Annotated in this window: 22 protein-coding genes; 17 read left to right on the forward strand and 5 right to left on the reverse strand. The window is 65.3% G+C overall.

Translation table 11 applies throughout. From position 1 onward, the window contains the following. The first annotated feature begins 69 nt into the window (after positions 1 to 69). From BJG92_RS04075 to BJG92_RS04090, 4 genes are all read left to right on the forward strand, one after another. On the forward strand, positions 70 to 1,683 hold the full coding sequence (locus BJG92_RS04075; RefSeq protein ID WP_232082742.1) for a cryptochrome/photolyase family protein: 1,614 nt from the start codon (positions 70 to 72) through the stop codon (positions 1,681 to 1,683). A 367-nt stretch (positions 1,684 to 2,050) separates the two neighbouring features. Further along, positions 2,051 to 3,835, forward strand: coding sequence for an ABC transporter family substrate-binding protein (locus BJG92_RS04080; protein ID WP_232082743.1), 1,785 nt, complete (start codon positions 2,051 to 2,053; stop codon positions 3,833 to 3,835). Positions 3,836 to 4,017: 182 nt separating this feature from the next. Then, positions 4,018 to 5,559, forward strand: a complete 1,542-nt coding sequence (locus BJG92_RS04085; RefSeq protein ID WP_232082744.1) for an ABC transporter permease — start codon at positions 4,018 to 4,020, stop codon at positions 5,557 to 5,559. Then, positions 5,556 to 6,653, forward strand: coding sequence for an ABC transporter permease (locus BJG92_RS04090; RefSeq protein WP_232082745.1), 1,098 nt, complete (start codon positions 5,556 to 5,558; stop codon positions 6,651 to 6,653). Before BJG92_RS04085 ends, BJG92_RS04090 begins: the two co-directional genes overlap by 4 nt. Positions 6,654 to 6,701: 48 nt before the next feature. Here the strand turns inward: BJG92_RS04090 and BJG92_RS04095 are convergent, their stop codons facing one another. Continuing rightward, complete coding sequence (locus tag BJG92_RS04095; protein WP_232082746.1) at positions 6,702 to 7,331, reverse strand: PH domain-containing protein; 630 nt, start codon at positions 7,329 to 7,331, stop codon at positions 6,702 to 6,704. Positions 7,332 to 7,410: 79 nt separating this feature from the next. Here BJG92_RS04095 and BJG92_RS04100 point away from each other — a divergent pair, with 79 nt between their 5' ends. The 5 genes from BJG92_RS04100 (at position 7,411) to BJG92_RS04120 (ending at position 15,026) form a co-directional block, all read left to right on the forward strand. Next, a complete protein-coding gene (locus tag BJG92_RS04100; protein ID WP_232082747.1) occupies positions 7,411 to 9,237 on the forward strand; it encodes an ABC transporter ATP-binding protein in 1,827 nt (608 codons plus the stop codon). A 280-nt stretch (positions 9,238 to 9,517) separates the two neighbouring features. After that, on the forward strand, positions 9,518 to 11,158 hold the full coding sequence (locus BJG92_RS04105; protein ID WP_232082748.1) for an ABC transporter substrate-binding protein: 1,641 nt from the start codon (positions 9,518 to 9,520) through the stop codon (positions 11,156 to 11,158). 223 nt (positions 11,159 to 11,381) lie between these two features. Further along, a complete protein-coding gene (locus BJG92_RS04110; protein ID WP_232082749.1) occupies positions 11,382 to 12,311 on the forward strand; it encodes an ABC transporter permease in 930 nt (309 codons plus the stop codon). Continuing rightward, positions 12,301 to 13,293, forward strand: a complete 993-nt coding sequence (locus tag BJG92_RS04115) for an ABC transporter permease (RefSeq protein WP_232082750.1) — start codon at positions 12,301 to 12,303, stop codon at positions 13,291 to 13,293. Before BJG92_RS04110 ends, BJG92_RS04115 begins: the two co-directional genes overlap by 11 nt. Before the next feature lie 11 nt (positions 13,294 to 13,304). Beyond that, positions 13,305 to 15,026 (forward strand): ABC transporter ATP-binding protein, encoded by a 1,722-nt coding sequence (locus BJG92_RS04120; protein ID WP_232082751.1) that lies wholly within the window; start codon positions 13,305 to 13,307, stop codon positions 15,024 to 15,026. 134 nt (positions 15,027 to 15,160) lie between these two features. Here BJG92_RS04120 and BJG92_RS04125 read toward each other — a convergent pair whose 3' ends face one another. Continuing rightward, positions 15,161 to 15,985: an SGNH/GDSL hydrolase family protein gene (locus tag BJG92_RS04125; RefSeq protein WP_232082752.1), complete on the reverse strand. Its 825-nt coding sequence runs from the start codon at positions 15,983 to 15,985 to the stop codon at positions 15,161 to 15,163. 270 nt (positions 15,986 to 16,255) lie between these two features. Between BJG92_RS04125 and typA the strand changes: the two genes are divergently transcribed. The 3 genes from typA to BJG92_RS04140 all read left to right on the forward strand — a co-directional run bounded on the left by typA (position 16,256) and on the right by BJG92_RS04140 (position 19,747). Continuing rightward, positions 16,256 to 18,184, forward strand: a complete 1,929-nt coding sequence (gene typA / locus BJG92_RS04130; RefSeq protein ID WP_232082753.1) for a translational GTPase TypA — start codon at positions 16,256 to 16,258, stop codon at positions 18,182 to 18,184. Between the two features lie 34 nt (positions 18,185 to 18,218). After that, a complete protein-coding gene (locus tag BJG92_RS04135; protein WP_232082754.1) occupies positions 18,219 to 18,596 on the forward strand; it encodes a hypothetical protein in 378 nt (125 codons plus the stop codon). A gap of 341 nt (positions 18,597 to 18,937) precedes the next feature. Beyond that, on the forward strand, positions 18,938 to 19,747 hold the full coding sequence (locus tag BJG92_RS04140; protein WP_232082755.1) for a type IV toxin-antitoxin system AbiEi family antitoxin domain-containing protein: 810 nt from the start codon (positions 18,938 to 18,940) through the stop codon (positions 19,745 to 19,747). Positions 19,748 to 19,909: 162 nt separating this feature from the next. On the opposite strand, the gene BJG92_RS04145 is transcribed toward BJG92_RS04140, so the two are convergent. Further along, positions 19,910 to 20,161, reverse strand: a complete 252-nt coding sequence (locus tag BJG92_RS04145) for a hypothetical protein (RefSeq protein WP_232082756.1) — start codon at positions 20,159 to 20,161, stop codon at positions 19,910 to 19,912. A gap of 195 nt (positions 20,162 to 20,356) precedes the next feature. Here BJG92_RS04145 and fdxA point away from each other — a divergent pair, with 195 nt between their 5' ends. The 5 genes from fdxA (at position 20,357) to BJG92_RS04170 (ending at position 24,844) form a co-directional block, all read left to right on the forward strand. Next, a complete protein-coding gene (fdxA, locus tag BJG92_RS04150) occupies positions 20,357 to 20,683 on the forward strand; it encodes a ferredoxin (RefSeq protein WP_232082757.1) in 327 nt (108 codons plus the stop codon). A gap of 13 nt (positions 20,684 to 20,696) precedes the next feature. Then, positions 20,697 to 21,845, forward strand: a complete 1,149-nt coding sequence (gene dapC / locus BJG92_RS04155) for a succinyldiaminopimelate transaminase (RefSeq protein ID WP_232082758.1) — start codon at positions 20,697 to 20,699, stop codon at positions 21,843 to 21,845. A 228-nt stretch (positions 21,846 to 22,073) separates the two neighbouring features. Further along, a complete protein-coding gene (locus BJG92_RS04160; RefSeq protein WP_232082759.1) occupies positions 22,074 to 23,357 on the forward strand; it encodes a citrate synthase in 1,284 nt (427 codons plus the stop codon). A gap of 170 nt (positions 23,358 to 23,527) precedes the next feature. Continuing rightward, positions 23,528 to 24,166: a TetR/AcrR family transcriptional regulator gene (locus BJG92_RS04165; RefSeq protein WP_232082760.1), complete on the forward strand. Its 639-nt coding sequence runs from the start codon at positions 23,528 to 23,530 to the stop codon at positions 24,164 to 24,166. A gap of 66 nt (positions 24,167 to 24,232) precedes the next feature. Then, positions 24,233 to 24,844: a hypothetical protein gene (locus BJG92_RS04170; RefSeq protein WP_232082761.1), complete on the forward strand. Its 612-nt coding sequence runs from the start codon at positions 24,233 to 24,235 to the stop codon at positions 24,842 to 24,844. Between the two features lie 34 nt (positions 24,845 to 24,878). Here the strand turns inward: BJG92_RS04170 and BJG92_RS04175 are convergent, their stop codons facing one another. Then, on the reverse strand, positions 24,879 to 25,730 hold the full coding sequence (locus BJG92_RS04175) for a hypothetical protein (protein ID WP_232082762.1): 852 nt from the start codon (positions 25,728 to 25,730) through the stop codon (positions 24,879 to 24,881). Positions 25,731 to 25,819: 89 nt separating this feature from the next. Continuing rightward, the gene (gene dapD, locus BJG92_RS04180; RefSeq protein WP_232082763.1) at positions 25,820 to 26,830 is read right to left on the reverse strand and encodes a 2,3,4,5-tetrahydropyridine-2,6-dicarboxylate N-succinyltransferase; all 1,011 of its coding nucleotides are present in this window, start codon (positions 26,828 to 26,830) and stop codon (positions 25,820 to 25,822) included. Positions 26,831 to 26,976: the final 146 nt, after the last annotated feature.

Below are 26,976 nucleotides of genomic sequence, written 5' to 3' on the forward strand. Positions count from 1 at the left end.
GTGGAGTTCCGCCTCAACGTCTAGTGTGTCGGGGTTCGTCGCCCAAGGCGGCACCGCTATCGTTAGGGAATGGATTCGGGCCCGTGTGTGCGCCTCGTCTTGCCGCATCAGCTCTTCGACCAGCATCTCGAAGCGGCTGGCGGCACCGTGTTCGTGCTCATCGAGCATGACCTTCTCTTCCGCCAGTACGCGTTCCATTCCCACAAACTGGTCCTGCACCGCGCGTCGATGAGCCGCTTCGCCCGCCGCCTGAGCGAGCAGGGTTACGAGGTTGAAGTCCTCAGCAGCGACGCCGGCCACAGCTCCCACGATCAGCTCGCCGGGTTCGTCCGGAACCGTCACCCGGCGCAGGTGACCTGGTTCGACGTCGTCGATGACTGGCTTGAGCAGGATCTGTTCGCGGGGCTCCTCGACGGCGGCTATCAGATGCGCCAGAAAGACGTGCTGGAGACTCCGAACTTCCTCACCGACCGCGACCAGATCGATGACTGGTTTTCGCACCATGACGCCCGCATGCAGGACTTCTACGTGTGGCAACGCCGCCGGCTGAACATCCTTCTCGACGACGGGGGACCCCTCGGTGGGAAGTGGTCCTTCGATGCCGAAAACCGCAAGAAGCTGCCCCGCGGCTACACGCCCCACGTCGTAGGCCGGTTCGCGCGCCATCCCGTCCTCCAGCGCGAGGGGACCTTCGATATCGAAACGCTGATGGCGGACGCCGACGAGCTTGGTGACGGGGTACCTCACGAGGTCGACCTCGCGATCGCCTGGGTCAGTGCGGAGTTCCCGGACGCTCCGGGTGACCCCCGTTTATTCTCCTGGCCGACGAGCGGTGACGAAGCCCGGGAGCATCTGCAGGAGTTTGTCCGCGAACGCCTGAACGAGTTCGGGCCCTACGAGGACGCGATCTCCACGGCGCATCCGTTCATCGCCCACAGCCTGCTGAGTGCCGCGCTGAACGTCGGACTGCTGGACCCGCGGGACGTCGTGCGGACGGTGCTCGACGGCGCCGATCACAACACCCCGCTCGCCTCCGTGGAGGGGTTTGTGCGGCAGGTGATCGGCTGGCGGGAATACATGCGCGCAACCTACCGAACAAGCGGCCGCCAAATGCGTACCTCCAACCGGCTCGGCCACCAGCACGCCCTCGGGGACGGCTGGTGGGACGCGACCACCGGATTGGCGCCCGTGGACATGGTCATCTCCCGCGTGCTCGCCACCGGGTACGCTCACCACATCGAGCGGCTGATGGTGCTCGGCAACGCCATGTCCCTGCTGCGGATCCATCCCGATCGGGTCTACGAATGGTTCATGGAGCTGTTCATCGACGCGTACGACTGGGTGATGGTCCCCAACGTCTACGCGATGAGCCAGTTCGCCGCGGGGGAAGGGATCACCACAAAGCCCTATGTGTCGGGCAGCAACTACCTGCGGAAGATGTCAGACCTGCCCGCGGGGGAGTGGATGCCTGATTGGGATGGTCTGTACTGGACGTTCATCGAGGATCACCGCGCGGTCCTGGAAGCAAACCCGCGCATGCGAATGGTCATCTCCCAGCTAGAAAACATGGACCCGAAAACGCGGGAGGACCACCGGCGCCGCGCGGAGGCGTTTCTCGGCGTCGGGCACGAAACGGCACTGCTGAGGACGACGACGACGCGCGGGAGGACGCGCGAATCGTGAAAGTTCGCAGGACGGCGACGCCGCTGAATTTAGCTCAACTTCTGACGGCTCTCTGAAATTCATTGTGTAATTCACGATTAACTCGAAAAGCCCGACCTTTCCGGATCGAAGCCTTTCCTGAGCTGGCGTAATATCCGCCGTCCCGCGCCATGTCACTATCCGGTGCGGAATTGGGCGCAGCTCCGCGCTCGAACGTTGCAGCTCGATAACAAACTTTACAGCTGGTCAACTTTCCTCGCGCTCTGATCACTTTGGGTTTACGCTTCATCCCATGTGAGACGGGCCACACTGCCGCTGGGGGAGTGTGGGCGTCTGTCCGGGGCCTTTGGCCCCGGTCTCATCGACACCACAGAAACAAGGAGGCGGAATGCGATTCGGTCGTATTTCCCAAGCAGTGGGCGTGGCAGCAGCAGCTGCCCTGGCCCTTAGCGCCTGCGCCGGCACCAGCGGCGGGTCAACCTCGTCGACTGCTGCGGCAGGTGGCCAGCAGGGCGGATCAGTCGCCGTTGCCGAAACCAACGGGTTCAGCAGCTTCAATCCCGGGACGGCAGACGGCAACTCAGACGTCAACGGACACATCGGCTACGCCACCCACTCAAGCTTCATCTACATCGACGACAAACTGAACATCGTCAGGAACGAAAAGTTCGGCAAGTACGAGAAGGTCTCGGACAATCCGCTGACCGTGAAGTACACGGTCAACGAAGGCGTCAAGTGGTCCGACGGAACGCAGGTGAGCGCCGCCGATCTCCTGCTCTCCTGGGCATCAGGTTCCGGATACTACGATGACGCCGATGCTGAGGCCAAGACCGGCACCACCTACTTCAAGACCGCGGCAGACACCTCCGGGCTGAACCTCACGGACTTCCCCGAGTTGGGTTCCGACGGACGAAGCCTGACGCTGAAGTACTCCAAGCCCTACGCCGACTGGGAACTGGCGTACAGCTTCCCCGGTAACGGCGGCGTCGACATTCCCGCCCACGTGGTGGCAAAGCAGGCCGGCCTGAAGGATACCCAGGCGCTGGTAGATCTCCTCAAGGGACTCAAGCGTGGTGACAGCAAAGCGCCGAAGCCGGAGGACGCCTCGCTGAAGGCCGTCGCTGATTTCTGGAGCACCGGGTTTGAGTCGAAGACGCTGCCCAGCGATCCGAGCCTGTACCTCTCCAACGGTCCCTACATCATCAAGTCCGTCGTGCCGGAGCAGTCCGTGACGCTGGTCCGCAACAAGGACTACAACTGGGGCCCGTCCCCGAAGCTGGACGAGATCGTCGTCCGTACCATCGGCGCGGCGCCGGCCCAGGTGCAGGCCCTCAAGAACGGCGAAGTGGACATCATCAACCCCCAGGCGTCGGCGGACACGGTGGAGCAGCTCAAGGCGCTCACCGGTGTCAACCTGCTCCTGGGCAACCAGCTCTCCTACGATCACCTCGACCTGAACTTCTCTGGTCCGCTGGCCGAGAAGAACGTCCGGGAAGCGTTCCTGAAGACTGTTCCCCGCAAGGACATTGTGGACAAGATCATCAAGAAGATCGATCCCCAGGCCAAGCCGCTCGATTCGCAGATCTTTGTGCCGGCCCAGGCTGCGTACGCTGACTCCGCGGCAAAGAACGGATCCTCGATGTACCAGGATGTCGATGTCGATGGGGCCAAGAAGCTCCTCAACGGCGCTACCCCCGAGATTCGCATCATGTACAACAAGGACAATCCCAACCGGGTCGATGCCTACTCACTGATCCGCGAATCCGCCACGAAAGCCGGCTTCAAGATCGTCGACGGCGGACTGGGGAAGGCGGACTGGAGCTCGAGCCTTGGCGACGGATCCTATGACGCGACGATCTTTGGCTGGATCAACTCGGGTGTTGGGGTCTCGGGTACGCCCCAGATCTTCAAGACTGGTGGTGGGTCGAACTACAACGGCTTCTCCGATGCAGATGCGGACAAGGCCATGGACGAGCTGATCGTCACGACGGACAAAGCCAAGCAGGATGAGCTTCAAACGAAGATCGACGCGACCATCTGGAAGTCCGCTTACGGCGTTCCGCTGTTCCAGTCGCCGGATGTCAAGGCATCCTCTGACCAGATCAGCGGCGTGACCGCAATGCCGAACCAGACCGGAGTCTGGTGGAACGTCTGGGACTGGTCCCGGAAGTGATCCGACACTGAGCGAGCGCATCGCCTAGCCGGGGGGCGCCGGGGCCGAGATCCATGGCCCCGGCGCCTTCTGGCTACCCACCGGTACCTTTGCCGGCTCCAGTCCTGAGAAGACCGCGGAGCCCGGCGCGATTCTGCGATTGGCCCGGATGACCCGGACCTGGATCCCGAGGCTTATACACAATGGTGACCTACATCGTCAGGCGGCTCGTCACTGCCGCACTGATCCTTCTGGGAGCGTCCTTTCTCGTCTATCTCTTGACGGCGTCGTCAGGTGACCCGCTGGCTGATCTGCGGGCCAGCAACGCCCCCAACAAACAGCAGCTGATGAACGCCCGCACGGAACTGCTGGACCTTGACACCCCCGCCCCCATCCGGTATTTCAAGTGGCTGGCCGGGGCTGCCCAGTGCCTCGTTCCGTTTGCCGGTACCTGTGACCTGGGCAAGAGCGTCTCGGGACAACCGATTACCGAAGCGCTGGGGATAGCACTCGTGCAGACCCTGACGCTTGTCACCGGAGCCACCATCCTGGCCATCCTGATCGGTATCTCACTGGGAATCGTCACGGCCCTCCGGCAGTACAGCGCGCTGGACTACGGCGTGACCTTCATGGCCTTCCTCTTCTTCTCGCTCCCGATTTTCTGGGTCGCGGTGCTCCTCAAGGAGTACGGCGCCATCGGCTTCAACGACTTCCTGCGGAACCCGGAAATACCCCTCCCCACAGCGCTGGGGGTCGGCGCCGTCGCCGGGCTGCTCGTCGCGGTGGCCGTGGGAGGCGAGCTGCGGCGGCGGCTCATCACGGGCGGGGCGGTTTTTGCCGCTGTCACGCTCATCCTTATCTATTTTTCCGCCACGCAATGGTTCAAGACTCCGGGCCTGGGCCCGGTCGTGATTGCGGTGGCGGGAGCCGGCATTGCGGTGGCCGTGACGGTGCTTGTCGCGGGGCTGCGGAACCGCCGGGCCCTGCAGTCGTCCCTCATCGTCGTGGCCCTGGGCGTCATCGCCTACTTCGCCGTGCAGCCCCTACTCGACCAGGCTACGGCGCTGATGATTGCCCTGTTGGGACTCGCCACGGTGCTGGTCGGCGTCGCTGTGGGGTACTTCATGGGCGGTTACGACCGCGGGCAATCGATGAGGGTGGCGGGCATCACCGCGTTCCTCGTGGGCGGTCTCGTCGTGATGGACCGTTTTATGCAGGCCTGGCCTTCATATTTCAGCAACAGCCGCGTCAGGGGGCGTCCGATTGCCACGATCGGCGCCGGCACCCCGAATATCGAAGGTGACTTCTGGGTGCTGGGAACCGACACCTTCACGCACCTGATTCTGCCAACCATTGCCCTGATCCTCGTGTCGCTGGCGAGTTACACACGGTTCACCCGGTCATCGATGCTGGAAATCATGAACATGGACTACATCCGCACCGCCCGGGCCAAGGGCCTCTCCGAACGGTCGGTCATCATGGGCCATGCCTTCCGCAACGCGTTGATACCGATTGCCACAATTGTCGCCTTCGACATCGGCGCCCTGATCGGCGGCGCCGTCATCACGGAGAGCGTGTTCTCCGTCCGGGGGATGGGTTTCCTGTTCCTGGACGGCATCACCCACATCGACCCGAACCCGGTCATGGGCGTCTTCGTCTGCGTGGCCGTCACCGCCATGGTCTTCAACTTGATAGCGGATCTGGCGTATTCCGCACTCGATCCCCGCGTAAGGATAAAAGCATGAGCCAGCCAACCCAAGAGGAGGAGATCCTGGCACAGCAGGCCGTGCGCGGGCCGGGAGACGCTCCACCGGAGCACGAATCGTCAGGACTCAGCCAGGGGCAGATCGTTCGGAAACGGTTCTTCGGCCACACCGGTGCGCTGATCGGCCTCGCCGTCTTCGCACTCATTTTCATCCTGGCGTTCACCTCCGTCGGTGTAGCAGGAATCCCCGGCTGGTGGAAGTACAACCACCTGGATGTTTCCCCGCTGGTGGGTGACGGCGCACCGACGGCGGGTCTGGTGCCGCCCGCCTGGGGGGAACACCCCTTCGGGCAGGACCGGATCGGCCGGGACCTGTTTGCCATGACCATGCGCGGGGCGCAGCAGTCCATCACCATCATGATCCTCATTGGAGCCATCGCCGGGATCCTGGGTGCCGTCATCGGCGGCCTTGCCGGCTACTTCCGGGGTTGGGTGGAAGCTGTGCTGATGCGGATCACGGACGTTATCATCATCATCCCCGTCCTGCTTCTGGCCGCGGTCGTGGCCCAGATCGCCGGGCGCAGGGACGAAGGCAGCATGTTTGCCGCCTTCGCGAACGCCAACGGAATCCTCGTGCTGGGCGTCTTCCTCGGCCTCGTCAGCTGGGTCGGCCTGGCGCGGCTGGTCCGCGGCGAGTTCCTGACCCTGCGTGAGCGTGAATTTGTCGACGCGGCGCGGATCTCGGGGGCCAGCAACGCCCGGATCATCTTCAAGCACATCCTGCCGAACGCCGTTGGCGTGCTCATCGTCAACGTCACCCTGACCATGTCGGCTGCCATCCTGCTGGAAACCGCATTGAGCTACCTCGGTGTCGGCGTCAAATCGCCGGACACGTCCCTGGGGCTGCTTATTTCGCAGAACCAGGAGGCCTTTGCCACCAGGCCGTGGCTGTTCTGGTTCCCGGGCCTGTTCATCGTGCTGATCTGCCTGAGCATCAACTTCATTGGCGACGGACTGCGCGATGCCTTTGACCCGCGGCAGAAGAAGTTCAACGCCAAGAAGGCCTCGGATGCCAACGCGCCTGCCGTGGAAAAGTCCGCAGCTACGGCCTTTGACGGAACCAAGGGCGACTAGATGCCGGTACCCCGTTCTGCCGATGCCGCGGGCGCGGCAACGCCGGCGCTACTTCGCGGCGATTGCCCAGAAGCTGGCTGTCAGGAGCAGCACGACGGCGCCGGCAGCCACCCAGCGGTGCGTCACCTGCACCGCTGTGGTGGCGGCGTCGCCCGCGGCAAGTTGGCCGCTCTCCACCAGCTCCTGCCAGCGGTTGCGCACCAGCCGGGCTGCCTGGCCCGAATCGGTGGACTTCAGGTCCCCGGGGCGGACGGACTTGCCGGGGCCGTAGGTGGTTGCCGGCAGGCCCTGCAGGTCTCCCGGGCGGGCATTGTGGCCGCCCCAGATTCCAGGCGCCGGTGCGGCCCACGAGGTGTAGCTCTTCCCGGCAGTGACCAGGGTCAGTGCAAAGCGGGTATCGACGTGGACCAGGGCTGCCCACGGCACCAGCACCGAACGGAACGGGTTTTCCAGGGTGACCCCGCCGTCGTGGACCACGACGGCGGGCATCCAGAACAGCTGCCAGCCCAGGAACGCGATCAGCAACAGGGGGGCGGTGCCGGCCAATGTGACGGGACCTGCCGTCACGGCCGTGACCACTATGCCGACGGCGGCCACCGCCCAGGACAGCCCCGCGAACCATTTGTTCGTCCGGGCCTTGAAGATTTCGACGTGACCGGCGTGCGGCGCAGAGCTCATGCCCCTAATAATTCAGTATTCCGAGCCCCAGCACTAATCCCCGGTGCACCGGTGGCCCGGGTGGAAGGAAAGCCCCATCATGACTGACTTCATCGCCCTCGACCCGGACATCACGCCCGCCCCCGGCAAGGGGGAACCCGTACTCGAGGTCCGCAACCTCAGCGTCGACTTCGGCGTGGACAAGAAGTGGGTTCCTGCCGCGATCGGCCTGAACTACGAGGTGCACGCCGGAGAAGTGCTCGCCATCGTGGGCGAGTCGGGTTCGGGAAAGAGCGCCAGCTCGATGGCGCTCCTGGGCCTACTGCCCAGTAACAGCCGTGTGACAGGAAGCGTCAAGCTCGCCGGCAAGGAATTGCTCGGCGTGAACGAGGCGAATATCCGGGCGGTCCGCGGCAAGGACGTCGCGGTGATCTTCCAGGAGCCGATGACGGCCCTCAACCCGGTCTACACCGTCGGCGCCCAGATCGTGGAGACCGTCCGCCTCCACAGCGAGGTCTCGCCCGAGGAAGCCAAACAGCGTGCCCTGCGGATGCTTGAGCTGGTGGAACTGCCGGACCCCGAGAAAGCCTTCCGGTCCTACCCGCACCAGCTCTCCGGCGGCCAGCGCCAGCGCGCCATGATCGCGCAGTCGCTCTCCTGCGACCCGAAGCTGCTCATCGCCGACGAGCCGACCACGGCCCTCGATGTCACCGTCCAGGCCGAAATCCTGGACCTCATGCGGAACCTGCGGAACAAGCTGGACAGCGCGATTGTGCTGATCACCCACGACATGGGTGTTGTCGCGGACCTTGCCGACCGGATCGCCGTGATGCGCCGCGGCCTGATCGTGGAAAGCGGCACGGCCGCGGAGATTTTTCACAACCCGCAGCACGAATACACCCAGGCGCTGCTCGCAGCCGTCCCCCACCTTGGGCAGGGCGGCGCGGACTCGGTGGCCGAGGTCGACGTCACGGCCGCCCTGGCCGCTGCCACGCACGCTGACATCGAGTCCGTCCCCGAAGAGGAACTGGTCCGCCGGGAGCGCGCCAACGCGGCCGCCCTAGCGGCCGCGGAAACCGCCAAGCCGGAGGGCGAGCCGGTCCTGGAGCTGACCAATGTGGCCATTGACTACCCGAAGCAGGGCCGCGTGCCGGCGTTCCGGGCGGTGGAGGGCGCAAACCTGGTCATCTACCCCGGCCAGGTGGTCGGGCTCGTGGGGGAGTCGGGCTCCGGCAAGACGACCATCGGCCGCGCCGCCGTGGGCCTGCTGCCGGTCGCCGCCGGGACCATGAAGGTGGTCGGCCAGGATATCTCGGGCGCCAAGAGGAACGGCCGGCAGCTGCATGAGATGCGCCGTTACGTCGGCATGGTCTTCCAGGACCCGTCCTCGTCCCTGAACCCCAGGCTGCCGATCGGTGAGAGCATCGGAGAGCCGATGTTCCTGGCCAGGGAGGCGAAGGGCGCCGGGCTGCAGAAGCGGATCGAGGAATTGCTCGATCAGGTGGAGCTCCCGCGGGACTACCGCAACCGCTACCCGCACGAGCTCTCCGGCGGACAAAAGCAGCGGGTCGGAATTGCCCGGGCACTGTCGCTGAAACCGAAGCTGATGGTCGCCGATGAGCCCACCTCGGCGCTCGATGTGTCCGTCCAGGCCAAGGTGCTGGACCTCTTCCAGAACCTGCAGAAGGAGCTCGGCTTCGCCTGCCTGTTCGTCACCCATGACCTCGCCGTCGTGGACGTGCTCGCCGACCGGATCTGCGTCATGCAGCGCGGCCGGATCGTGGAGCAGGGGACCAGGGACCAGATCCTGCGCAACCCGCAGGAGCTTTACACGCAGCGGCTCCTGGCCGCGGTTCCGCTGCCGGATCCGGACAAGCAGCGGGAGCGGCGGGAACTGCGCGCACAGCTGCTTTCGGGCGCCAGCTGAGGGGGCCGCCGGCAGTCCGGAACGGGTTAATCGGGTGTAACCGGGATCACGTCGCGGAGAATAGTACCAGCCAGTAGAGCGTGACGTGAAATGCTTTGCGCTTGACGCAAACGGTCATGGAATTGTCGGATCACGGTTTGGCAACAGAGTTCCAACATTCGGACAATTTGCGGCTAGGCTACTTCCACATGTAGGCCACGTCACAGGGGATACCCCTGTGCCTGCTTACGGGGAAGCACAAGTTTTCCCTCACGAACTCCCACAACTCATAGGAGGCGGAATGCGTTTTTCGCGCACTTCCAAAGCACTGGGCATGGTGGCTATCGCCGCTCTCGCCCTGACCGGATGCGGTGCCAGCGGCTCCGCATCTGGCAGCGGCAGCACCGGTGGTGACACCAGCAAGGTGATCCTCGCCGACGGCTCCGAGCCCCAGCGTCCCCTCATGCCGGCCGACACCAACGAGGTCGGTGGCGGCAAGGTCATCGACATGATCTTCGCCGGCCTGGTCAGCTACGACCCCAGCGGCAAGCCGGTCAACGAACTCGCCGAGTCCATCGAGGGCAAGGACGGCCAGAACTTCACCATCAAGGTCAAGAAGGACCAGAAGTTCACGAACGGTGAGGCCATCACGGCCAAGAGCTTCGTTGACTCCTGGAACTTCGGTGCGGCTGCCAAGAACGCCCAGCTTAGCGGCGGTTTCTTCGAAAGCATCAAGGGCTATGACGAGGCCAGCGCCGAGGGCTCCACGGTCGAGACCATGTCCGGCCTGAAGGTCGTTGACGACCAGACGTTCACGGTCGAGCTGAAGCAGCCGGAATCCGACTGGCCGCTGCGCCTCGGCTACACCGCGTTTGTTCCGGTTCCGTCCGGTGCCCTGAAGGATCCGAAGGGCTTCGGCGAGAAGCCGGTCGGCAACGGCCCGTACAAGCTTGCGGACGGCGGCTGGCAGCACAACGTGCAGATCCAGCTCGTCCCGAACCCGGATTACAACGGCCCGCGCAAGGCCAAGAACGCCGGCGTGACGTTCAAAATCTTCCAGAACGACGACGCCGCGTACCAGGACCTGCTGTCCAACAACCTGGACATCCTGCAGACCATCCCGACCAGCGCGCTGAAGAACTTCAAGTCCGATCTGGGCGAGCGCACCATCAACAAGCCGTACGCCGGCAACCAGACCATCGCCATCCCGGAATACCTCCCGGAATGGAGCGGCGAGGCCGGCAAGCTCCGCCGACAGGCCATCTCCATGGCCATCAACCGCGATGAGATCACCAAGGTGATCTTCAGCGGCGCACGACAGCCGGCCAAGGACTTCACGGCTCCCGTGCTTGACGGCTACAGCGATTCGATCCCGGGTGCTGACAACCTGAAGTTCGACGCCACCAAGGCCAAGGACGCCTGGACCAAGGCAGACGGCATCCAGAAGTGGGATGCGGAGAAGACCTTCACCATTGCCTACAACGCCGACAAGGGCGGACACAAGGCATGGGTCGAAGCCGTGGTCAACCAGCTCAAGAACACGCTCGGCATCAAGGTTGAAGGCAAGCCGTACGCCACCTTCAAGGAAGCCCGCAACGACGCAACCGCCAAGACGCTGACCGGTTCCATCCGCTCCGGCTGGCAGGCAGACTACCCGTCGCTGTACAACTTCCTCGGCCCGATCTACAAGACCGGTGCCGGCTCCAACGACGCTAACTACGCCAACCCGACGTTCGACAAGGCCATCTCCGACGGTCTGAACGCCGCGTCGGTCAGCGACGGCAACAAGGCCATGAACAAGGCCCAGGAGATCCTCCTGACGGACCTGCCGGCCATCCCCCTGTGGTACCAGGTTGCCCAGGGCGGCTGGAGCGACAAGGTCACCAACGTTGACTACGGCTGGGACGGCGTCCCGCTGTACTACAACGTAACCGGTAAGTAAGAACATAACGACGGCGGGGGCCGCCCACTTTGGGGCCTCCGCCGTCGTCGTGCTTCCCCTCATTTTTATTTTCTTGATGCCCGGCTCTTCGGGCGAACTTTTCGCAGCCCTGCCGCCGTGAGTGAACCGGCGCCGGCCTGCATCCATAGTGAAAAGGTTCTTTGATGAACAACTCCGCCGCATCCCTGGACAGGATGCCTGCCAACGAGGGTGTGACCCGCTGATGTCGACATACATCCTCAGGCGTTTCCTGCAACTGATTCCCGTCTTCCTGGGCGCCACGCTCCTGGTGTACTTCCTGGTCTTCAGCCTCCCCGGCGACCCCATCGTGGCCCTGTTCGGCGACAAGCCGGTCAACGAGGCCGTGGCCGCCAAGCTGCGGGTGCAGTACCACCTGGACCAGCCGTTCTGGATGCAATACCTGTTCTACCTCCAGAGCATCTTCACGTTCGACCTCGGCCAGGACTTCTCTGGACGCCCCATCGCCACGGTGCTGGGCGAGGTCTTCCCCGTCACGGCGCGGCTGGCCATCATGGCACTGATCTTCGAGGGTGTCTTCGGCATCGTCTTCGGCCTCATCGCGGGCCTGCGCAAGGGCAAGTTCTTTGACGCCACAGTCCTCGTTGCCTCGCTGATCGTGATCGGCATCCCGATCTTCGTCCTCGGCTTCCTGCTGCAGTTCACCATCGGCGTCCAGCTGGGCTGGGCCAAACCGACCGTCAGCTCCGCCGCGACCGTCCAGGACCTCATCCTGCCGGCGATCGTGCTGGGACTGGGTTCCTTCGCCTACGTCCTTCGCCTGACCCGCACGTCCGTCATTGAAAACATGAACGCCGACTACGTGCGCACCGCCACTGCCAAGGGCCTGTCCCGGTTCCGCGTGGTCCGCGTCCACATCCTGCGTAACTCCCTGATTCCCGTCATTACCTTCCTCGGCGCCGACCTCGGCGCCCTGATGGGCGGCGCGATTGTCACCGAAGGCATTTTCAACATTCCGGGCGTCGGAAACCGGCTTTACCGGGCCGTGCTATCGGGCGAAGGCCCCACGGTGGTCTCGATCGTCACCGTCCTGGTGCTGATCTACTGCCTGTCCAACCTGCTCGTTGACCTGCTTTACGCCTGGCTTGACCCGAGGATCCGCTATGACAACTGAGAACACCACCGCACGCCACGCCGTTGCCACCCGTCCGCGCCGTCGGAGCGAGCACTTTGTGGCCGATGTCGCCGAGACCCCGCTCCAGCTAACGGACCGGGTCAAGGACGAAGCCGCACCGCTGAGCCTTTGGGGTGAGGCCTGGAAAAACCTGCGCAGGCAGCCGCTCTTCCTCATCTCCGCGTTCCTGATCCTGGTGGTCGCGGCGGTCTCGCTCTTCCCGGGGCTCTTCTCGCCGATCGACCCGACGTCTGAGGCGTGCCAGCTGGCCAACTCAGACGCCGGCCCCGCCGCAGGCCACCCCCTGGGCTTTACCCAGCAGGGCTGCGACGTCTACGCCCGCGTCATCTTCGGTACGCGCTCCTCGGTGACGGTTGGGCTTTTCACCACCCTCGGCGTGCTGCTGATCGGTGGCATCATAGGTGCCGTGGCGGGTTACTACGGCGGCTGGATCGATTCCGTCCTGGCCCGCATTAACGACATCTTCTTCGCCCTGCCCCTGATCCTGGGCGCGATCGTGCTCATGCAGCTGCCGATGTTCCGGACGAACCGGACGGTCTGGACGCTCGTGTTCATCCTGGTGGTCTTCGGCTGGCCGCAAATCGCACGCATCACCCGTGGTGCTGTCATCGAGGTCCGCAACGCCGACTTCGTGACGGCAGCCCGGTCGCTGGGCGTCTCGAAGTTCGGTGCCCTCATGCGCCATGTCCTGCCGAACTCGCTGGCTCCGATCATCGTCGTGGCCACCATCTCCCTGGGCACGTTCATCGTGGCCGAGTCCACGCTGTCCTTCCTCGGCATCGGGCTGCCGCCCAGCGTCATGTCCTGGGGCAACGACATCCAGGCCGCGCAGGCCTCGCTCCGATCCAACCCGATGCCGCTGCTCTACCCGGCCATCGCGCTGTCCATCACCGTCCTGAGCTTCATCATGCTGGGCGATGCCCTGCGTGACGCGCTCGATCCCAAAGCCCGCAAGCGATGAAAGGGGACACCATGAGCGCCTCTGTTGAAATCCAGGAAGCGGACGACGCCGTTGAGCGCCCGCTGCTTGAAATCAAGGACCTGGCAATCGGTTTCACCACCAGCAACGGCGAGGTCAACGCCGTTCGCAACGCGCACCTCACCATCATGCCGGGCGAAACCGTCGCGATTGTGGGCGAGTCGGGTTCCGGCAAGTCCACCACCGCGCTGGCCGCAATCGGCCTGCTCCCGGGCAACGGCCGCGTCTCGGCGGGCCAGATCCTGTTCGATGGCGAAGACATCTCCGGCGCCAGCGAAAAGCGGATGATCGAACTGCGCGGCAACAGCATCGGCATGGTCCCGCAGGATCCGATGTCCAACCTGAACCCGGTGTGGAAGATCGGGGACCAGGTCCGCGAGACGTTGAAAGCCAACGGCCTGCCCAGCGGTCCCGACGACGTCGCGAAGGTCCTGTCCCAGGCCGGGCTGCCGGATGCCGCAAGCCGCGCCAAGCAGTACCCGCACGAGTTCTCCGGCGGCATGCGCCAGCGCGCGCTGATCGCGATCGGGCTCTCCTGCCAGCCGCGGCTTCTCATCGCGGACGAGCCGACGTCGGCACTCGACGTCACCGTGCAGCGCCAGATCCTCGATCACCTGGACAAGATGACGACCGAGCTGGGCACCGCTGTGCTGCTGATCACGCACGACCTCGGCCTCGCCGCCGAGCGTGCCGACCAGGTGGTGGTCATGTACCGCGGCCAGGTCGTCGAATCCGGGCCGTCGCTGGAGCTGCTGCAGAACCCGCAGCACCCCTACACCCAGCGGCTGGTGGCCTCGGCGCCGTCGCTGGCGTCCCGGCGCATCCAGGCCGCCAAGGAGCTCGGCGTGGAAACCGACGACATGCTCGCCCCGACCGAAACAGCCGTGGTCAAGCCTTCCAAGGCCGACGAAATCCTGCAGATCCAGAACCTCAAGAAGGTCTTCAAGCTGCGCTCGGGCCTGGGCAAGTCCACGGACTTCACGGCCGTGGACGACGTCTCCTTCAGCGTCAAGCGGGGAACCACGACGGCGATCGTGGGGGAGTCGGGGTCCGGCAAGTCCACGGTGGCGCAGATGGTCCTGAATCTCCAGCGGCCGACCTCCGGCAAGATCATCTTCGACGGCGTGGACACCTCCACGCTGAACAGCAAGGAACTCTTCGCCTTCCGGCGCCGGGTGCAGCCGATCTTCCAGGATCCTTACGGTTCGCTGGACCCGATGTACAACATCTTCAGGACCATCGAGGAGCCGCTGCGGACCCACAAGATCGGGGACAAGGCCAGCCGCGAGAAGAAGGTCCGGGAACTCCTGGACCAGGTGGCGCTGCCCCAGTCCACCATGCAGCGGTACCCGAATGAGCTCTCCGGCGGCCAGCGCCAGCGCGTCGCGATCGCCCGCGCACTGGCCTTGGACCCCGAAGTGATCATCTGCGACGAGGCCGTCTCGGCCCTGGACGTCCTGGTGCAGGCGCAGGTGCTGAACCTGCTCGCCGAACTGCAGTCGCGGCTGGGCCTGACGTACTTGTTCATCACCCATGACCTTGCGGTGGTCCGGCAGATCGCGGACCACGTCTGTGTCATGGAGCAGGGCAAGCTGGTCGAAACCGGATCCACCGACGACGTCTTCGACGCGCCGCAGCAGGACTACACCAAGGCACTGCTCAACGCCATCCCCGGCGCGCGCCTGATGCTGCCGCCGGAAGTTGCCGTAGCCTGACTTATCCTGCCTGACCCGGGGGGTGCAGCTGCGCCAGCACCCCCCGCACCGAAGCCGGTGTCCGCCTGTTGGGGCGGGCGCCGGCTTCTGGCGTTGAGTGGCTACTGGCGTGGGTGGCTACTGGCGTTGGGTGGCTACTGGCCGGTGCTGAGGCCCGGAGGCCGGGCATGGAGTCCGAGCTCCTTGAACTTCTCGCCCAGCACCGCGCCCAGCTCCTGGTGGCCCTCTACGCTCAGATGGACGCCGTCGGCCGCGAATTTGAGCACGTCGTACTTTGACATCCAGTCCCCGACGCTGACGAACGGGATTTTGTGGCGGGCCGCGACCCGGCCGAGCAGGGTGTCGACCTCGGTGCGGCGGCCGCCGCCGTGGTCCGCGCCGAGGGCCAGCGTGCCGACCATCGCCAGGGTAGCTCCGGGGTAGCGCTGCTTTAGGACGGCAATGAGGCGGTCCGCGTTGTCCGCGATCTGCTGATCGCTGGCGCCGATGGCGGCGTCGTTGCCTCCGCCCTGGACCACGATCAGGGGCGGGTCGCCATAGGGCAGCCGCCAGTCGCCGCGCTGCAGGGCGTCGATGTAGTTTCCCGTTCGGTTATTCCCGGCCACGAATCCTGTACCACCGGCCCCGCAGAAGAAAACGTCGTACCCCATTGCGGTCAGCGCCTCGCGGGGCCAACTCACCACGGGCTCGGACTGCGAGTCGCCAATCAGCAGTGCGGTCTGCCGAATATTGGCCAGGACCACTTCTTCGCGGCCGCCGGCCCGATTCGTGATGACGGAGCACGGCGGCATCTTGGCGGGCTCCGATTTGGCAGGGGCGCCGCCGGCCGGGGCAGACGGGTCCGTCTTCACCGCACACACGTCGGGGTTGTACTGGGTGCTCTGGCCGCAGCCGCCCAGCACGAGGACCGCGGCGACCAGAGGTGCGACGAGGCGGAGCAGGGCCGAGGCGTTGGGCATTGAGTCTCCGGGCTGGCTTGCTGTTGACACAGCCATAGTGGGGCATGGACCTGTGAGAATACCGTGATTTTCATCACGGGTAGCGGGCCAATGCCGCGCCCTGATCACCCTAGCGGTTCCCTCCCGGATTGGGGGTTTTAGGCCAATAAATGCCCTAGCGCTTAGACTGGGTATAGGTGCCCTGTGCCAAAGGGGCTTATCCATCGTGCGTTCCGGTTGGAAATGTCGCGATACATCAGCTGACTTCACCACTGAATCGAGCAATAACGCATGTCTGAAACCACCACCAACACCGCGGTAGCCACTGCATCGCGCAGTGACCTGCGCAACGTCGCGATCGTGGCCCACGTTGACCACGGCAAGACCACCCTGGTCGACGCCATGCTCAAGCAGACCAACTCCTTTGCCGCGCACAACCACCTCGAGGACCGGGTCATGGACTCCGGCGACCTGGAACGCGAAAAAGGCATCACCATCCTGGCCAAGAACACCACCGTGGCCTACAACGGACCGTCCTCCAAGGGCGAGACCATCACCATCAACGTGATTGACACCCCCGGCCACGCCGACTTCGGTGGCGAGGTTGAGCGCGGCCTGTCCATGGTCGACGGCGTCGTCCTCCTCGTTGACGCTTCCGAGGGCCCGCTGCCCCAGACCCGCTTCGTGCTGCGCAAGGCCCTGGCCGCGCACCTGCCGGTCATCCTCCTGGTCAACAAGACCGACCGCCCCGACGCGCGGATCGAAGAAGTCGTGCACGAGTCCATGGACCTGCTTCTGGGCCTGGCCTCCGACCTCGCCGACGAAGTCCCGGACCTCGACCTGGACAAGATCCTGAACGTCCCGGTCGTCTACGCTGCAGCCAAGGTGGGACGTGCTTCCCTCGAACAGCCCGCCGACGGCTCCGCGCCGGATAACGAGGACCTGGAACCGTTGTTCCAGGCCATCATCGAGCACATCCCGGCGCCGACGTACAACCCGAACGGTGTCCTCCAGGCCCACGTCACCAACCTGGACGCGTCCCCGTTCCTGGGCCGTCTCGCGCTGCTGCGCATCTACAACGGCACCCTGCGCAAGGGCCAGACCGTCGCCTGGGCGCGTGCCAACGGTGAAATGAAGAACGTCAAGATCACCGAACTGCTGGCCACCAAGGCCCTGGACCGTGTTCCGGCCGAGTCCGCCGGACCCGGCGAGATCGTCGCCGTCGCCGGTATCGAGGACATCACCATCGGTGAGACCCTGACCGACGTCGACAACCCGCAGCCGCTGCCGCTGATCACCGTCGACGATCCGGCCATCTCCATGACCATCGGTATCAACACCTCGCCGCTGGCCGGCCGCGTCAAGGGTGCCAAGGTCACGGCCCGCCAGGTCAAGGACCGCCTCGACAAGGAACTGATCGGTAACGTCTCCATCAAGGTGCTCCCCACGGAGCGCCCCGACGCCTGGGAAGTCCAGGGACGTGGCGAGCTGGCGCTGGCCATCCTCGTCGAGCAGATGCGCCGTGAAGGTTTCGAGCTGACCGTCGGCAAGCCGCAGGTTGTCACCAAGACCGTCGACGGCAAGATCCACGAGCCGATGGAACACATGACCATCGACGTGCCGGAAGAGTACCTGGGCGCCGTCACGCAGCTTATGGCTGCCCGCAAGGGCCGGATGACCAACATGGCCAACCACGGCACCGGCTGGTGCCGCATGGAGTTCATCGTTCCGGCCCGTGGCCTGATCGGTTTCCGCACCAAGTTCCTCACGGACACCCGCGGTGCCGGCATCGCGGCTTCCATCTCCGAGGGCTACGAGCCCTGGGCAGGTCCGATTGAGTACCGTACCAACGGTTCGATGATCGCGGACCGCGCCGGTGTTGTGACGCCGTTCGCCATGATCAACCTGCAGGAGCGTGGCTCCTTCTTCGTCAGGCCCACCTCGGAGGTCTACGAAGGCCAGATCGTCGGCGAGAACTCCCGCGCCGACGACATGGATGTCAACATCACCAAGGAAAAGAAGCTCACCAACATGCGTGCCGCTTCCTCGGACACCTTCGAGAACCTGACGCCCCCGCGCGACCTGACCCTCGAAGAGTCCCTCGAATTCGCCCGCGAAGACGAGTGCGTTGAGGTCACCCCGGAGTCCATCCGTATCCGGAAGCTCATCCTGGACGTCAACCAGCGCGCCAAGTCCAACCGGGCCCGCGCCAAGTCCTAGTTCCGGCGATCACCGCTGAAACAACGGATCCGTTGTGACCAAGAGAGCTGCCGGTATGGCAGGCGGCATCGCCGCCGCCGTGCCGGCAGCTCTTTTTGCTGCCCTCGCAGGTACGGCACTGCACCGGCAGGATGTGCTGCTGGCCGGCGTCGCGCTTCCCTGGGGGGCCCTGGCAGCGTTGCTGCTGCTCGGTGCTGTGGAGCTGTGGCTGGGCGCTGCCTTCCGATCGGTCATTCCGACGGCGGCTTGCGGCGCGCTCTGCTACGCGCTGACCGGCTGGTGGTCCACCCTGGGGAACGGCAAGCGCCTGGTCATCGGGGACGCCGCCGGCAACATCTGGATCTTCGGCATCGCGGCGGTCACCGTAGCCATGTTGGCGTGGTGCCGGCGCTACCGGGCGCGTCAAGGGTAGGGCCCGGTGCCCGGCCACAGCTGGACATGTCCCCCGGTAGCGGCCGGGATTGGACATATTGGCTACATGTCCGCTGGTCACGGTCAGGGGAGGGCATGTCCGGCCCCATCCAGCCTCCACCCCGCGGGACATGCCCATTCTTCCAGGCAGCGGGTGAGCGCAAAGGCACTATGTCCATCCGCTGACCCCTCCGGGGGACATGCCCAGCCTTGACCGCAGAGCATGTCCAACGCTGATCTCAGAGCATGTCCCAAGCCCGTCCGGAACGGGGGGCATGCTCTTTTGCACATAGGGGTTCACGGCGCTGTCGCTACCTCTTGATTTGGCCCCATGATGTCCGCATGGTCAATGTCACTGAAGTTCTTTCGCATTACGACGGCGTCGCCCGCGCCAAACATCTTGCTGCTGCGGGCGTCTCAGACTTCCAGCTGAAGTCGGCCCTGGCCTCGGGTGCAGTCTCCCGGGTGGCCCGCGGCGTCTACGCGGTCTCTGGCGCCGACGCCGGGCTCATCGCCATCCGGTCGCTGCCGGCCGAGCCTGCATGTGCCACGGCGGCGCAATTTCAGGGCCTCTGGGTTCTTGAACCGCCCGGGAAACCTCACATTGCGGTGCCCCACAGCCGCCGATATCCAGGATTCGTTTGCCACCGGTCCGCTGCGCCGCCCACCCTGCTGGACACTGTCGTGAAGAGCCTGCGATGCCTGCCGGACCTGCACGGTCTGGTCATTGCCGAGTCAGCCGTCGCCGTCAAAGGCCTGCCACTGTCCGCTCTGCGGCAGCGCCTGGCCGGCCGCAATGACATGAGGTCGCGCCGGATGGTGGCCAGGATCGTGCCGCAATCGCAGTCCATCATCGAGTGCATGGCCCGGTACTGGCTGCGTAGAGCGGGTTTCCATGTGGAGTCCCAGGTCAACGTCCCCGGAATGGGCCACATTGATCTCATGGTCGACGGCAGGCTTGGCATTGAGACGGACGGTGCGGGCTTCCATATGGACCGGACAAGCTTCGAGGAGGACCGGCGTCGCTGGAACGTAGCAACCAGGCGCGGCATCCCGACCCTCGTCGTCAGCTATTCGTTACTTCTGAACCGGCCCGAGGAGTTTATCGCCATGGTCCGCGAGGCACTGAACAAACTGTCCGTCCCCGCGTAGCTCTGGACATGCACTCCGGAGTTCGCGTCCTGCCCGCCTGGAATGTCCCGCGTGAACGGCCCCCCGCTGGACATGCCCAGCGTTCGCCCGCCAAACCTCGGGGACATGTCCAACGCGCGCGGCCGGGAATGGACATGGTGGCTAAATGTCCATTGGCCACGTTTAGGGGAGGGCATGTCCGGCCGGCCCGCGGCGCGGCGGTGCGGGCGGGACCTGTTTCGCGGCCACCACGAGGGCCAGCGGGATCACCACGTCGGAGCGCCGGGTGCGGACGGTGCATCCGCCGTCGGACTGGTTCACGAGTTCGCCCAGGGCGTCCGTCAGTCCGCCCTCGATCCGGTACCTGACGACGACGCGGGTGCCGAGCGCGGCGGCGGAGAGGAACTGTTGGGGCGCGGGCAGATCGGAGGTCACGTCTTCATACTAGGACGACGCATACTAGGACGGCGCATACTGGGAGCGCATGCTCGACGGACGCGGCCCGTGTGACGCCCGGCTAGGTTCGCGGGAACAGGCTGGGAGATAATAGGCTCGGAAGTCAGTAGTCCGGCGCTCAGGCCGGGAACATTGTCCGGCAGGCCGCCGGAACCAACGTGGAGAGGTCTGGACGTGACGTACGTAATCGCGCAGCCGTGTGTAGATGTCAAAGACAAGGCATGTATTGAAGAGTGCCCGGTCGACTGCATCTATGAGGGTGAGCGTTCCCTGTACATCCACCCGGACGAGTGCGTGGACTGCGGTGCCTGCGAGCCCGTGTGCCCCGTCGAGGCCATTTACTACGAGGATGACACTCCGGAGGAATGGGCCGACTACTACAAGGCGAACGTTGAGTTCTTTGACGTCCTGGGATCCCCGGGCGGCGCCGCGAAGGTAGGCAACACCCACACGGACCACCCCATGATCGCCGCCCTGCCGCCGCAGAACCAAGACAACTAAGGCGGGCGTCCCGGTGACATCTGCGCTGCGCAGCTTCGGCCTCAGCCTGCCCGACTACCCGTGGGAGGCACTGGCGCCGTACCTTGCCAGGGCGGCGGAGCACCCCGGGGGAGCGGTAAACCTCTCGATCGGCACGCCGGTTGACCCCACCCCGTCCGTGATTCAGGAAGCGTTGAAGGCCGCGGCCAACGCCCCCGGCTACCCGACGGTCCACGGGACGCCGGCCCTCCGCGAAGCCGTGGCCGCGTGGTTTGACCGCCGCCGCGGCGTGCCCGGGCTGGATCCGCAGCATGTGATGCCCACGGTCGGGTCCAAGGAACTGGTGGCGTGGCTGCCGTTCCTGCTGGGCCTCAAGCCGGGCGACGTCGTCGTCCGGCCTGCCGTTGCATATCCCACGTACGACATCGGCGCCACGTTCGCCGGCGCCGAACAGATCGCCGCGGACGATCTTGACGAGCTCGACGCCGCGACCCGGAGCCGGGTTCGGCTGGTCTGGGTCAATTCACCGGCCAACCCGACCGGCACCGTCCGGGACATCGCCTCGCTGAGGCGCATCGTCGGGCAGGCCCGTGAGCTCGGCGCCGCCGTCGCCTCGGACGAGTGCTACGCCGAACTCGGCTGGGGGGAGTGGGATGTCCAGCGCGGCGGAGCGCCGATTCCCAGCATCCTGGACCCGCAGGTCTCGGCAGGCTCGCACGAGGGACTCCTGGCCGTGTATTCGCTGAGCAAGCAGTCCAACCTGGCCGGCTACCGGGCCGCCTTCGTGGCCGGCGATCCTGCCCTGATGGCGAATCTCGTCAACAGCCGCAAGCACGCCGGCATGATCGTGCCGTACCCGGTCCAGGAGGCCATGCGGGTAGCCCTCGGCGACGACGCCCACGTCCAGGCGCAGAAGGATCTCTACCGCGGCCGCCGCGAACGGATCGTGCCGGCCCTGGAGGACTTCGGCCTGAAGATCCACGAATCCCGGGCCGGACTCTACCTCTGGGCCACCGCGGGCGAAGCCACCTGGGAGACCGTGGGCCGGCTCGCTGAGCGAGGGATCGTCGTCGGCCCTGGAGTCTTCTACGGCGACGCCGGCAACGGATTCATCCGGGTCGCGCTGACCGCGAGCGATGACCGGATCGACGCTGCGGCCGCACGGCTGGCTACCGGGCCGTAACAATACTGTGAAACGTGCCACAAGTGGTGCGTTTCGGGTAGTCCCGGACAGCCTTGGATTAGTGCCACCCGCAATCTGCCGGTAGTTTTTAACTGACTATCAATGGTGGCTTTCCACAAGAAGTCAGGCCGGCCTTTGGAACATCCGGAAGTACGGGTTCCGTGGGAGGCTTCACCAGAAGTTGGACCAGCTTTCGACAGAGGCCCCGACGCCTCAAGAGGAGACTCCATGACCGAGACCAACAGCGCGACCCTGAGCTATGCCGGCGGCGAGCTCGAACTGCCCCGCATTAAGGTTGTAGAAGGAAACGAAGGCTACGACGTTTCGAAGCTGCTGAAGCAGACCGGCGCCGTCGCGTTTGATCCCGGCTTCATGAACACCGCGGCAACCACCTCCGCAATCACCTACATCGACGGTGACGCCGGAATCCTGCGCTACCGCGGCTACCCGATCGAACAGCTCGCCAAACACTCCAGCTTCCTGGAAGTTTCCTACCTGCTGATCTACGGCAACCTGCCGACCCCCGCCGAGCTGGAGGCCTTTGACCAGCGGATCCGCCACCACACCCTGCTGCACGAAGAGCTCAAGGGTTTCTTCAGCGGCTTCCCTCGTGACGCCCACCCGATGCCCGTGCTGTCCTCGGCCGTCTCCGCGCTCTCGACCTTCTACCAAGACTCGCTGGATCCGTTCAACGCCGAGCAGGTCGAAGTCTCCACGTACCGGCTGCTGGCCAAGATGCCGGTCATCGCTGCCTACGCCCTGAAGAAGAGCGTCGGCCAGCCCATGCTGTACCCGGACAACTCCCACAACCTCGTGGAGAACTTCCTGCGCCTGAGTTTCGGACTCCCGGCGGAGCACTACGAGGTGGACCCTGTTGTCGCGAAGGCGCTGGACCTCCTGCTCATCCTGCACGCGGACCACGAACAGAACTGTTCCACGTCCACCGTCCGCCTGGTGGGTTCCTCCAACGCCAACCTCTTCGCCTCCGTGTCCGCCGGAATCAACGCCCTCTTCGGTCCGGCCCACGGCGGCGCCAACGAGGCGGTGCTTAAGATGCTTCGCCAAATCCAGGCAGACGGCACCAGGCCCGAGGACTACATGGAGAAGGTCAAGAACAAGGAAGACGGCGTCCGTCTCATGGGCTTCGGGCACCGGGTCTACAAGAACTATGACCCGCGCGCCAAGATCGTCAAGGCCACGGCCCACGAGATCCTCGGCAAGCTCGGCGGCAACGACGAACTGCTGGATATCGCCATGCGGCTGGAGGAGAAGGCGCTGAACGATGACTACTTCATCCAGCGCAAGCTCTACCCCAACGTGGACTTCTACACCGGCCTGATCTACAAGGCCATGGGCTTCCCCGAGAAGATGTTCACCGTGCTCTTCGCGATCGGCCGCCTGCCGGGCTGGATTGCCCAGTGGCGCGAAATGATCAGCGATCCCAACACCAAGATCGGCCGCCCGCGGCAGCTCTACATCGGCGAGCCGGAGCGCAACTACCCTTCCGTCTAATCCGCGAGGACCATGGCACAACGACGCCGGCCGCGCACCCTTCAGCTTGGGTGCGCGGCCGGCGTCGTTGTGCCGTCAGCCGCCGTTGCGCCCCTGCGCCGTTGCGCCCCTGCGCCGGTGCGCCGGTGCGTCCCGCCGTCGTGCAGGCACATCCGTGCTAAAAAGGACCAATGCCCAAATTTGTCGACGCCGCACTGCGGCGCCAGGAAGTGGTCGAGGCGGTCTTCAGGATCGTCGCAGCGGACGGACTCGAAAGGGCCTCCCTCCGGGAAGTCGCCGACGAGGCGGAACTGGCCGTCGGATCCGTCCGCCATTACTTCGCCAGCAGTGATGAGCTGCTCAGCCATGCGTTCGGCGTCGTGGTGGACCGGATCGTGGGCCGGCTGGCGGCCGCAGACGAGCGCCTCGGCGAGCTCGCGCCTGGCACCGCGGAACACCACCAGGGTGTGTTAACACTGCTGGGCGAGTTTCTGCCCCTTGATGAGGAGCGGGCCCTCGATGCCTGCGTCTGGATGGCCTTCAAGAACGCCGCCAGAACGAAGTTGTTCCTGGCCGCGGAAGCGGACCGCAGCCACCGGGCCGTAGCTGCGATCGTGGGCAGGGTGGTAATGGATTTGGCCCCCTCCGGCGGCACTGCCGCCGGGCCGGGGAGCATCGACCAGCAGCGGCTCGTCACCGAAGCGGAGCGGCTCCTGGCCACGCTGGATGGCCTCACGATGCACGCCCTGCTGCAACCTGAATGGATGACGGCCCAGATGTGCGGGGACGTGCTGGAATCCCATCTTGCGGGGCTTGGCAGCACTCGATGAGCCATTAACGTGCGTCAAGTTGGGTAATACACTGGAACCGTACTTCTTGCCAAGGGAGGCAATCGGATGCACCACACAGGCGGACCTGGCTGGCGGATCACCATGGACACTTCGGGCCCCATGCTTATTGCACTCTATATCCGCGACGCCGCCGGCCTGGACAGTGCTGGGCATCCGGCACTAAGTCACGTCTTACCCAAAATCCGGCCTTCGGACCACGCCCATCTCGTCGCCGATGTTGGCGGCCCCAGTGCGCTCAAGACCGAGTGGGAAGCCTGGTGGGACCAGCTCCTGAAGGCCCACCCCGAGATGTCCCCGGAACTGGGGCCGCCGGGCTTCCGGGCCTTCAGCAACTCACCGGCCCTGCGGCGCGTGCTGCAGGCGCACTTCGGCGCGGCGCTGTCCTGGGCCCGGGAACGCCGGAGCGAGTACGCCACCATGGAGGCGGAGCGTGAAGCGGGCGGCGGAGTGCAGTTGCTCCAGGACATGGTGGATGACCGGCTGCTCGCGGTTGACCGCGCCGCCCGTGATTTCACCCTGACCATCATTGAGCTGCCCCTGACGGAGCCCCGGGCCTGGTACCTCGAGCCGGATAAGATCATCATGAGCTCTAGCCTGGTGTCCCAGCCTGAGCTGTTCCGCAGCTACGTCCAGCCGGTAGTGGACGTGCTCGTCTGAGTTCAGCTGCCGACGCGCGCTGACGAGGGCGGCGTTAGCCTGCCGGCGCCTCCGCGACGGTCACCCTGATCTGTCCGGCCGGCACGTCGGCGGCCTGCCAGCCTTTGCGGTCCTGCCGCGTCCACGAGTGGCCATCCGCCTCTACCTGCACAATGGCGAGCCCTTTGGCATTGGCCACGGCCCATTGAGCCACTGCCCAGGCAGTGGCTCCGTCCGCCTCGACCGTCAGCGTCCTGCCGTCGGCGGAGGCCGGCAGCTGGCCGAAGGCCGCGGTCAGTCGCTCCTGCGCGGCGGCGGCATCCCCCGCCTCGTCCGGGGCCCGGAGCGAGCAATCCAGGCCTCTGGCGGTCTGGCCGGTCAGCGAGGAGGCAAACGCCTTGGCCATCACCTCGTGCTGGGCGTAGGCGGCCGGGTAGGCGGAGCGCTGGACTCGCTGGGCAGCGTCGGTGATCTCCAGGGACTGGTATCCGGGGACCTTCACGAGGGAGTCGTAAAAGGCGTTGCTGGCGTGATACGGGTCCATCACCTGCGCCGCGGTGCCCCAGCCCTGCGAGGGCCGCTGCTGGAACAGGCCGCGCGAGTCCGGCCCGGCCTGGTCGCCGTGGCCGATGTTGCGCAGCTTGGATTCCTGCATGGCTGTGGCGAGCGCGATGCTGGCGGCCCGGGCGGGCAGTCCCCGCCGGACCGCCACGGCGGAGATCAGGGCAGCGTTCGAGGCCTGGTCCGGGGCGAGATCCTCCCCATCGCCGCCGTCTGCAGTGCAGCGTTCGGTAATCAGCGTTTCCGAGCGCTGCAAAAATGCCACGGCCGTGTAGATGCCCCCCGCTACCAGCGCAAGGGTCAGCAGGAGAACGATTCGTCGGCGCCAGCTGCCTTTTCGTGCCACGTAACTACTCCCTCGGGCCCTTCCGGGCCGGTCTGTTCCCACGCCGATCCACCGGGGCGGTGTGTCCGCCCCGGGCTCCGGCAAGAATGTTAGTTGGCGTGCAGCGCGTCGTTGAGCTCAACGGTCTGGCCCCTGCGCGGGAGGACTTCTACCGCGCCGGTGGAGGAGTTGCGCCGGAACAGCAGGTTGGGCACGCCGGAGAGTTCCACGGCCTTGACGATCTTGGCGGATTCCGCACCGTCGGCGTCCTTGCCGCCGAGAACGCGGACCCGGGTTCCCGCGGTGACGTAGAGGCCCGCCTCCACCACGGAGTCGTCGCCGATGCTGATGCCCACCCCCGAGTTTGCGCCGAGCAGGACGCGCTCACCGAGGGAGACCTTTTCCTTGCCGCCGCCGGACAGGGTCCCCATGATTGAGGCGCCGCCGCCGACGTCGGAACCATCACCGGCGACGACGCCGGCGGAGATGCGGCCCTCGACCATGGATGTGCCCAGGGTGCCGGCGTTGAAGTTCACGAAGCCCTCGTGCATGATCGTGGTGCCCTCGGCGAGGTGCGCGCCGAGGCGGACGCGGTCGGCGTCGGCGATCCGGACGCCGGAGGGGATGACGTAGTCGACCATCCGCGGGAACTTGTCGACGCCGTAAACCGTGACGGCACCGCGCCTGCGCAGCCGCGCGCGGGTCAGCTCGAACCCCTCGACGGCGGCGGGCCCGAAGTTGGTCCACACGACGTTGGGGAGTTTGCCGAAGATGCCGTCGAGGTTGATGCTGTTGGGCAGGACGAGGCGGTGCGAGAGTAGGTGCAGGCGCAGGTAGGCGTCAGCGGTGTCCGCCGGCGCCTCGTCGAGGTGGATCTGGACGAAGACGACCTTCTGTTCGGTGCCGCGGTCGGCGTCGTCCCCGCCGGCGGCGATCTCGGTCAGGGCCGGGTCCGCGGACTCGACGTCCCGCAGGTTCTCTGCCGCGGTGCCCAGGGCCGGTGCCGGGAACCACACGTCCAGCACGGTGCCTTCACCGTTGCGGGTGGACACGGTGGCGAGCCCGTAGCCATAGGCGGAGCGGGAGTCGGCGGGCACAGCGGAAGAAGCGGTCTCAGTCATGCCCCAAGTCTATAGAGGGCATCCGTGCTCCCCGAAACCTGTGACAGCCCGGCTGGCTGCCACTTGTTGTCGTGTGAGGGCCGGAAACGACAGCAAGTGCGGGCCAGTCCGGGGGAGCCGGCGGGCATATACAGTGGAACGGTGAC

This window comes from Arthrobacter sp. SO5 (genome assembly GCF_020532805.1).
Classification (GTDB): Bacteria; Actinomycetota; Actinomycetes; order Actinomycetales; family Micrococcaceae; genus Arthrobacter.

Coding starts and splice junctions, on each gene's coding strand:
- BJG92_RS04115 (WP_232082750.1), top strand. CDS start 12,301: ATGACAACTGAGAACACCACCGCACGCCACGCCGTTGCCACCCGTCCG.
- BJG92_RS04075 (WP_232082742.1), top strand. CDS start 70: ATGGATTCGGGCCCGTGTGTGCGCCTCGTCTTGCCGCATCAGCTCTTC.
- dapD (WP_232082763.1), bottom strand. CDS start 26,830: ATGACTGAGACCGCTTCTTCCGCTGTGCCCGCCGACTCCCGCTCCGCC.
- BJG92_RS04085 (WP_232082744.1), top strand. CDS start 4,018: ATGGTGACCTACATCGTCAGGCGGCTCGTCACTGCCGCACTGATCCTT.
- BJG92_RS04165 (WP_232082760.1), top strand. CDS start 23,528: ATGCCCAAATTTGTCGACGCCGCACTGCGGCGCCAGGAAGTGGTCGAG.
- BJG92_RS04120 (WP_232082751.1), top strand. CDS start 13,305: ATGAGCGCCTCTGTTGAAATCCAGGAAGCGGACGACGCCGTTGAGCGC.
- BJG92_RS04100 (WP_232082747.1), top strand. CDS start 7,411: ATGACTGACTTCATCGCCCTCGACCCGGACATCACGCCCGCCCCCGGC.
- BJG92_RS04170 (WP_232082761.1), top strand. CDS start 24,233: ATGCACCACACAGGCGGACCTGGCTGGCGGATCACCATGGACACTTCG.
- BJG92_RS04140 (WP_232082755.1), top strand. CDS start 18,938: ATGGTCAATGTCACTGAAGTTCTTTCGCATTACGACGGCGTCGCCCGC.
- BJG92_RS04105 (WP_232082748.1), top strand. CDS start 9,518: ATGCGTTTTTCGCGCACTTCCAAAGCACTGGGCATGGTGGCTATCGCC.
- BJG92_RS04095 (WP_232082746.1), bottom strand. CDS start 7,331: ATGAGCTCTGCGCCGCACGCCGGTCACGTCGAAATCTTCAAGGCCCGG.
- BJG92_RS04160 (WP_232082759.1), top strand. CDS start 22,074: ATGACCGAGACCAACAGCGCGACCCTGAGCTATGCCGGCGGCGAGCTC.
- typA (WP_232082753.1), top strand. CDS start 16,256: ATGTCTGAAACCACCACCAACACCGCGGTAGCCACTGCATCGCGCAGT.
- BJG92_RS04080 (WP_232082743.1), top strand. CDS start 2,051: ATGCGATTCGGTCGTATTTCCCAAGCAGTGGGCGTGGCAGCAGCAGCT.
- BJG92_RS04125 (WP_232082752.1), bottom strand. CDS start 15,985: ATGCCCAACGCCTCGGCCCTGCTCCGCCTCGTCGCACCTCTGGTCGCC.
- BJG92_RS04110 (WP_232082749.1), top strand. CDS start 11,382: ATGTCGACATACATCCTCAGGCGTTTCCTGCAACTGATTCCCGTCTTC.
- BJG92_RS04090 (WP_232082745.1), top strand. CDS start 5,556: ATGAGCCAGCCAACCCAAGAGGAGGAGATCCTGGCACAGCAGGCCGTG.